This is a genomic window from Streptomyces sp. NPDC020597 (assembly GCF_044335095.1).
Classification (GTDB): domain Bacteria; phylum Actinomycetota; class Actinomycetes; order Streptomycetales; family Streptomycetaceae; genus Streptomyces.
The window spans coordinates 82386-88921 of record NZ_JBIRUL010000029.1 but is presented as its reverse complement, the minus strand read 5'-3'; the positions used below and the strand labels follow the sequence as shown (position 1 = coordinate 88921).

The following is a 6536-nucleotide window of genomic DNA, read 5'->3' as shown; positions in this document are numbered from 1 at the left end:
AGGTAGTTGAGGGAGGCGACGGGGGCACGCCACGGCAGTTCCCTCGATGTCTTCAGCCACTTGATGTGCTGGTTGACCATCGAGTCGACGATGTGCGCGAACGCCTCGTAGCAGGAGAACAGTCCGTGCCGGCCGGTCAGCAGATAGCCCTCCAGCCAGCCCTGGCAAGTGTGTTCGGAGAGGATCTCCATCACCCGGCCGTGCCGGTCGAGGTGCTCGTCCACCTGGAGGGTCTGCGCCTGCCAGGCCTTGCCGGTGGCGCGGTAGACGGCCTGGAGCCGGTTGGAGGCGGTCTCGTCCGGGCCGACGAGCCGGAAGTCACGCCGGTCCGCGGTCGAGCGCATCACGTCCTCGAGCAGGTCGCCGAGGACGGCGGTCGGTTCGTGCAGGCCGGTGCCCGGCTTGTCCACGGGAACGGCGTACGCCTCCAGGTCGCGCAACGGGAGTTCGCGCAACAGCAGGCCGCCGTTGGCGTGCGGGGTGGCGCCGAGCCGGCGGTCCCCCTCGGGGATCCACGCCTGCACGTCGAGACGCGGCGCGCCGCGTTCGTCGAAGAGCTCCTGCGGCCGGTAGGAGCGCAGCCACGCCTCCAGCTGCCGCAGGTGTTCGGGGTTGTCGCGGACGGCGGACAGCGGGACCTGGTGGGCGCGCCAGGTCCCCTCGACCGGGACGCGGTCGACGTGGGCGGGGCCGGTCCAGCCCTTCGGGGTGCGCAGCACGATCACCGGCCAGCGAGGGCGCTCGCCGGAGCCCTCCTCGCGGGCTGCCCGCTGGAGAACGGCGATGCGGTCCAGCGCGGTGTCCATGGCCTGGGCCATCGCGCGGTGGACGGCGTTCGGCTCGTCGCCGGTGACGTGGATCGGGTCGTGGCCGTAGCCGCGCAGGAGGGCGTCGAGCTCGGACTCGGGAAGACGGGCGAGCACCGTCGGGTTGGCGATCTTGTAGCCGTTGAGGTGCAGGATCGGCAGCACCGCCCCGTCGTGCACCGGGTCGAGGAACTTGTCGGAATGCCACGAGGCCGCCAGCGGCCCCGTCTCCGCCTCCCCGTCCCCGATCACACACGCCACCAGCAGATCGGGGTTGTCGAAGGCGGCGCCGTACGCGTGGGAGAGCGAGTACCCGAGCTCACCGCCCTCGTGGATCGAGCCAGGCGTCTCCGGAGCCACATGGCTGGGCACCCCGCCCGGGAAGGAGAACTGTCTGAACAGCCGGGCCATGCCGGCCTCGTCCCGGCTGACGTCCGGATAGATCTCCGAGTAGGAGCCCTCCAGCCAGGAGTTCGCCACCACCGCGGGCCCGCCGTGACCGGGTCCCCAGACGCACAGGGCACGCAGATCACGGGTGCTGATGACACGGTTGAGGTGGGTGTAGACGAGGTTCAGCCCCGGCGACGTGCCCCAGTGGCCCAGCAGCCGCGGCTTGACGTGCTCCGGTCGCAGCGGCTCGGTGAGCAGCGGGTTGGCCATGAGGTAGATCTGGCCGACGGCCAGGTAGTTCGCGGCGCGCCAGTGGGCGTGCAGCGTCCGGAGCTCGTCGTCGGTGAGCCGGGCGGACGTCGCTTGCGGGTCGACGGGCATCTCGGGTTCCCTTCCCGATCGGGTTCGCTCGCAGGGGCGTGGCGGTCCGTACCTGCCCACCCTCCCCGCCGGCCGGGTACCCCTCACGGCCGAGCGACCCATACGGAGCAGCGGAGCCGTCCGTAAGGGGGCGCGGGCCCTACGGGCCCGAGTGCGCCCCGCCCGCGCCGAAGCCGTCAGATGCGGGGACGGGACCACGGGTGGCGTCCGACGCACCCGACGTGGGTGACGCACCACCCGACGTGGGTGACGCACCGGACCCGGGTGCCGCACCCGGCCCGCGTGACGTGCCGGCCGCGCCTGACACGCCTGCCGGACGTGACTCACCCGACGCACGGGGCGGCGCGCCACCCGACGCGTCGAGCGCGGCGACGTGCGCGAGGTTCTGCCGGTCCTCGGCGTCCTGGGCGGCCTCGGCGGCGAACCAGGCGTCCAGGATCTCCTTGAGCAGCGGCTCGGAGGTCAGACGCAGGCTGAGCGCGAGGACGTTGGCGTCGTTCCAGCGCCGTGCGCCCTCGGCCGTGCCCGCGTCGGTGCACAGGGCGGCCCGGACGCCGGCGATCTTGTTCGCCGCGATGGACGCGCCGGTGCCGGTCCAGCAGCACACGACCGCCTGCTCGGACGTCCCGTCGGCCACGTCCCGCGCCGCCGCGGCTGAGCAGATCGCCCACCGGGGGTCGTCGCCGGAGCGCAGCGCGCCGTGCGGCACGACGTCGTGCCCGCGGCCGCGCAGCTCCGCGACGAGGGCGCGGGCCACTGGTTCGTCCATGTCCGAGGAGACGGAGATCCGCATGCCCGCGAGCCTACTGACGGCAGGCCCGCCCTGTCGCCCGGAACGTCTCACCGAAGCGCCGCCGGGTGGTGGACGGCGGCGTCGCCCTGACCTAGGGTGGCGGAGAAAGCGCTTTCTAGCATGGTCATGCCACTGTCTAGCCGGGAGCGTGGATGTCGCCCACCGCATCGCAGGACCCCTCGCAGCCATGGAGCCGAAAGGCGTTTCTGCGGGGCATGACGGCCGTCGGAGTCGCCCCGCTGCTGCCGGCGGCGCTGCCCTCGGCGGCCCGGGCCGCCGCGGCCGACCCGGTCTTCGCCGGGCCCGACTTCGACCTGGTGCGGGACGGCGTCGCCGTCGACGTGTTCGTGGACGCGGCCGCGGACCCCGCCGTGCTCCGCGCGGCCGGCGACCTGCGGGCCGACGTGGAGCGGGTCACCGGAGTCCGGCCGGCCCTGCGGCGCACCCTGCCGGAACGGGCCGAGGCGCTGATCGTGGTCGGCACGCTCGGCGCGAGCCCGGTCGTGGACCGTCTCGTCGCGCGCGAGCGGCTCCGCGTGCGGCGGGTGGCGGGGCGCTGGGAGGCCTCCGTGACCCAGGTGGTCGAGCGTCCGGCGCCCGGGGTGGACCGCGCCCTGGTGATCGCGGGCAGCGACCCGCGCGGAACGGTCTACGGGATCTACGACACCTCGGAGCGCATCGGGGTCTCGCCCTGGTACTGGTGGGCCGACGTGCCCGTCGAGCGGCGGGCGGCGCTCAGCGTCCCCGCGGGGCCCTTCGTGCGCCGCGAACCGTCGGTCCGCTACCGGGGCGTCTTCATCAACGACGAGCAGAACCTGACCACTTGGTCGCACCGCACGCAGGAGACGGACAAGAACATCGGTCCGCGGACGTACGAGCGGCTCTTCGAGCTGCTGCTCCGGCTGAAGGCCAACTACCTGTGGCCGGCCATGCATCCGTACTCCGACTTCTTCAACAAGTACCGGGAGAACCCCGAACTGGCCGACCGGTACGGCATCGTGGTGGGCTCCAGCCATCCCGAGGCGCTGCTGCGCAACGGCGTCCACGAGTGGGCTCCGTGGGCCGAGGACCACCGGGGCGCGGACGGCACGCTGCCGGTCTACGACTACACGGTGAACCCGGCGGTCGTCTCCGACTACTGGCGGGCCCGGGCCCGGGAGAACGCGGCGTACGAGAGCAGCTGGACGCTCGGCATGCGCGGTCTGCACGACAGCGCGCTGGAGACGAGGAACGCCACCACGATCCCGGAGAAGGTGGCGGTGATGAACGACATCATCGCCGACCAGCGCCGGATCCTCGCGGAGGAGGTCGGGGCGGGGGCCGAGCCGCAGATCTTCATCCCGTACAAGGAGGTGCTGGAGCTGTACAACGCGGGCGTCCGGGTGCCCGACGACGTCACGCTGATCTGGCCGGACGACAACCACGGCAACATGCGCCAGCTGCCCACCGAGGCGGAGCGCGCGCGACCGGGCGGCAACGGCATCTACTACCACCTGTCCTACTGGGGCCGTCCGCGCAGCTATCTCTGGCTGGACACCACGCAACTGGCCAAGGTCTGGCAGGAGTTGCGCAGGGTGTACGAGCACCGGGCCGACCGGATGTGGATCTTCAACGTCGGCGACCTGAAGTCGATCGAGACGGGGCTGTCGTTCTCCATGGACATGGCCTGGGACGTGGACCGGTGGACGGCGGAGGACGTCGGGGGCTTCCTCGCGGAGTGGTACGGCCGGCAGTTCGGGCTGCGGCACGGCCGGGAGATCACCTCGATCCGCACCGAGTACTACCGCCTCGCGGCGGAGCGGCGGCCGGAGTTCATCGACCGCGGCGTCTTCTCCGTGGTCCACCACGGGGACGAGGCGGGACGCCGCATGGCCGCCTACGACCGCCTGCTGCGGCGGACCGCGGCGCTCGGCGACGCACTCCCGGCGGCCATGCGGGACGCCTACTTCGAACTCGTCGGCTATCCGGTGCACGGTGCGTATCTGATGAACCTGAAGTACTACTGGGCGGACCGCAACGCCCTGGCGGCACGGCAGGGGCGCGGCGCCGGGACCAACCGCTTCGCGGACCTCGCTGAGGCGGCGCACGCCGAGGAGGCCGCGCTGACCCAGCGGTACAACACCGAGGTGGCGGGCGGGAAGTGGAACGGCTACGTAGATCCGTACCCCTCGCAGATCCCGAAGGCGCCGGGCCGTCCGTCGCTCACCCGGGTCACCCGGCGGGAGACGTCCGGGCTCGGGATCGCCGCCGAGGGCAACGAGATCGGCGCCGCCCGGCCGCTGTCCTTCTCCTCCGCCTCCCGGGACCGGCGTTTCGTGGACGTTTTCAACACCGGTTTCCTCGCGGTTTCCTGGGTCGCCGAGGCGGACCGGCCCTGGGTCCGGCTGAGCGCGGCGGGCGGCTCGCTCCGTGAGCAGACGCGGGTGTGGGTCGAGATCGACTGGTCCGCCGCGCCGGAGGGCACGCACGCCGTCACGGTCGCGTTCACCGGCGGCGACCGGCGTTTCGAGGTGCCGCTGACGGTCGTCAACGAGGGTGAGCGGGCGCGTCGGCGGGCGCGCGGCTTCGTCGAGGCGAACGGCTGGGTGTCGATCGACGCCGTGCACACCGAGCGCCGGGTGGCGCGCGGCGGAGCGCGCTGGCGGACCGTGCGCGGGCTCGGCCGCGGTGCGGCCGCGGTGGAGGCCGTGCCGTCGACGGCGACCCCGGTGACCGCCGACCTCGCCGCTCGTGCGCCGGAGTTGCGCTACCGGGTCCGTTTCACCGGCGCCGGGACGTTCCCGGTCACCGTCTTCCGGCTGCCCTCGCTGGACGAGCGGGGCGCTCGGCGGCTCGCCGTCGCGCTGGACGACCAGACACCCGCCGTCCTGTCGGGGCAGGCCGTGGCCACCGGCAACCGCGGGGACGCCTGGGCGCGCAACGTCGAGGAGGGGGTGGAGAAGCTGACCGCGTCCGTGACCGTCGCCGAGCCCGGCGAGCACGTCCTGAGGATCTTCATGGTCGACCCGGGTATCGCCGTGGACCAGATCGTCATCGACACCGGGGGTCTGCCCGCTTCCTACCTCGCGCCGCCGGAGAGCTACCACCCGGTGTTCAACCCCGACCCGGACACGTCGCCGGGACTGGACGCGCCGAGCCGGTAGCCGCCCGCCGAGACGTCGGGGCCGCCACGCCGCCGGCCGGATCAGGCGGTGGTGAACTCGGCGGCGTGGTCGGCCGCCCAGACGGCGAAGGGGCGGGCGGGGTGACCGGTGAGCTCCTCGACGGTGGAGGTGAGGGCGACGGGCTTGCCGTCGTTCGACTCCCACCAGTTCAGAAGGGCGTCGGCGTACACGCCGGGGATGTAGTCCGCCATCTCGCGCTTCCACTCCTCCCGGGTGACCCGCTCCGCCCTGACAGGACGGCCGATGACGGCCGCGAGCTGGTCGATCTGCTGGGTGAAGGTCAGCGACCGGGGACCGCTGAGGGTGAAGCGGCCCCCGTGATGGCGAGGATCGACGAGGACCGCGTGGGCGGCTTCGGCGAGGTCCGCCTCGTGGACCGGGTCGGTGTGCGCGTCGGGGAAGGGCAGGCTGATCGGCCGTCCCGCCTTCACGGGCCAGGCCCAGGCCGAGGCGTTGGAGGCGAAGGAGCCCGGTCGCAGGATCGTGGTGGTGATCGGCGAGGCGAGCAGGGCCTTCTCGACGTCGAGGTGGGACCTGGCGAGCGGGTCGTTCTCGGCGTCGGGTCCGAGCACACCGGCGGAGGACAGCAGCACGACGTGTTCGACCCCGGCCCGGTGGGCGTGGTCGACGAAGTCGGCGATGCGTTCGGAACTGGCGTAGAGGAACACGGACGTGACGCCGGCCAGCGCGGCCGGGAAGCAGCCCGGATCGGTGAGGTCCAGTCTGACGGTGGGCACGCCCGCGGGGAGCGAGAGGTCCTCGGGGCGGGCGGAGCCGACCCTGACCGACAGGCCGGCGTCGTGCAGCAGCGCGGTGAGGCGGGTGGCGACGGCACCGCGGCCGCCGGTGATCAGAATCATGATGACGTGGGTCTTTCTGCTGGTCAGAGGTGCGAGCCACCGAAACGTCGGAGACGGTCCGGAACTGGCCGCGAATATTGTTCGTGACGAACACCGTTCGCCGACTGCCGTCACGGTAGGCAACGAACAATGTTCGTGTCAA

3 protein-coding genes and 1 pseudogene are annotated in these 6536 nt (G+C 72.5%); 1 reads left to right on the top strand and 3 read right to left on the bottom strand.

The window, feature by feature from the left end:
- Both ACH4ZA_RS33435 and ACH4ZA_RS33430 read right to left on the bottom strand, forming a co-directional pair.
- Nucleotides 1–1577: phosphoketolase (locus ACH4ZA_RS33435; protein ID WP_398433009.1), on the bottom strand; the 1577-nt coding region annotated here is incomplete at its 3' end.
- A gap of 346 nt (nucleotides 1578–1923) precedes the next feature.
- Nucleotides 1924–2370, bottom strand: a pseudogene (locus tag ACH4ZA_RS33430) (RpiB/LacA/LacB family sugar-phosphate isomerase); the annotation flags it as partial.
- A gap of 215 nt (nucleotides 2371–2585) precedes the next feature.
- On the opposite strand from ACH4ZA_RS33430, the gene ACH4ZA_RS33425 reads away from it, so the two are divergent.
- Nucleotides 2586–5513 (top strand): glycosyl hydrolase 115 family protein, encoded by a 2928-nt coding sequence (locus tag ACH4ZA_RS33425; RefSeq protein WP_398433008.1) that lies wholly within the window; start codon nucleotides 2586–2588, stop codon nucleotides 5511–5513.
- Nucleotides 5514–5554: 41 nt separating this feature from the next.
- Here the strand turns inward: ACH4ZA_RS33425 and ACH4ZA_RS33420 are convergent, their stop codons facing one another.
- Complete coding sequence (locus ACH4ZA_RS33420) at nucleotides 5555–6394, bottom strand: NAD(P)H-binding protein (RefSeq protein ID WP_398433007.1); 840 nt, start codon at nucleotides 6392–6394, stop codon at nucleotides 5555–5557.
- Between the last annotated feature and the right edge of the window lie 142 nt (nucleotides 6395–6536).

What these genes read in the sequence shown, in the direction of transcription:
- ACH4ZA_RS33420 (WP_398433007.1), bottom strand. Translation starts at nt 6,394, where the DNA reads ATGATTCTGATCACCGGCGGCCGCGGTGCCGTCGCCACCCGCCTCACC.
- ACH4ZA_RS33425 (WP_398433008.1), top strand. Translation starts at nt 2,586, where the DNA reads ATGACGGCCGTCGGAGTCGCCCCGCTGCTGCCGGCGGCGCTGCCCTCG.